We start from the raw sequence: 336 nt of genomic DNA, 5'->3' as shown, positions 1-336 counted from the left end.
CGGGTATGCGCCATGGTCGTTCCGCCATCGCCCGAGCAAGAGGACCGAAAGCGCAACAGCCGTGAACGACGCGCTCGCATCGCAGAGCGGATCAAGCTCGTGAACCGGGTCAAGGGGCTCTTGTTCTCGCAGGGCATCGTGGGATATGAGCCGCTGAAGCGGGACCGCCGCACTCGACTGGAAGAACTCAGGACCGGAGACGGTCGTGAACTACCGTCGAATCTCAAAGCGGAGATTGTCCGTGCACTGGACCGGATCGAGCTCGTGCTTCGGCAAATCAAGGACGTGGAGGCAGCGCGTGACGAAGTGGCTCGCGATGAATGCGACCCATCAAAA

General features: G+C 61.0%; 1 pseudogene. It reads left to right on the top strand.

Going from position 1 to position 336, the window contains the following annotated elements:
* Positions 1 to 336, top strand: a pseudogene (locus AC0L2O_RS36535) (IS110 family transposase); the annotation flags it as partial.

This window comes from Bradyrhizobium sp. Kon10 (assembly GCF_055807395.1).
Note: the sequence above shows the minus strand (reverse complement) of the source record. Positions and strands in the feature narration are given on the sequence as shown.